We start from the raw sequence: 824 nt of genomic DNA on the forward strand, positions 1-824 counted from the left end.
TCTTTTACGACGGTGAGTTGTCGCTTGAAAACTACATTGAGGTGTTCGATTCCGCCTTTATGATGCAGGCGTTTGGCAATAGCCTTTGGTTGTCGCTGTGGTCGAGTGTTTTCGGCTTGGCGATTGCGACATTGTTGGTTTCTTCTCTACGCCGCGTTGACTGCAAGATTCGCGATGGTGTGATTGCCTTTACCAACATGAGCAGCAACTTTGCGGGTGTGCCTCTGTCGTTCGCTTTCATCATCATCCTAGGCACTAATGGCGCCGTTACCCTGCTGCTAAAGCAATATGGTCTATTGGGAGATTTTGATCTGTATGGCAAATGGGGCTTATTGGCGATCTATATCTATTTCCAGATCCCATTGGCAGTGCTCTTGTTATACCCTGCCTTTGATGCGTTGAGTGATGATTGGCAAGCGGCTTCGGCGTTACTTGGCGCGAAAACTTGGCAGTACTGGCTCAAGGTCGGCCTTCCAGTGTTGTCTCCAGCGCTCTTCGGCACCTTTATTATTCTTATCGCTAATGCGATCGGCGCGTACGCCAGTGTTTATGCGCTCACTTCTGGTAACTACAACGTGATAACCATTCGAATCGCGAGCTTGGTTTCGGGCGATCTGTTCCTTGAGCCTAATCTGGCGGCGGCGATTTCAGTGATCCTAATGGCGATTCTGGCATTCATTACCGTGATCAACCAATGGCTTATCAGTAAGAGTTATGCAGGGAAGAAAAGCTAATGCAAAACGTTAATACTCGCTTTCATAAATTGGTGGTTTTCTCGATTGTTGGCATCATGCTGATTCCGATCTTAGCTACCTTTATCTATT

1 protein-coding gene and 1 pseudogene are annotated in these 824 nt (G+C 47.5%); both read left to right on the forward strand.

Translation table 11 applies throughout. The features are described 5' to 3' along the window. Window positions 1-734: ABC transporter permease subunit (locus KIV40_RS29445; RefSeq protein ID WP_285352790.1), on the forward strand; the 734-nt coding region annotated here is incomplete at its 5' end. Further along, window positions 734-824 (forward strand): annotated as a pseudogene (locus KIV40_RS29450) (ABC transporter permease); the annotation flags it as partial. The gene KIV40_RS29445 and the pseudogene KIV40_RS29450, both read left to right, overlap by 1 nt.

The sequence above is a fragment of the Vibrio sp. D173a genome (assembly GCF_030248475.1).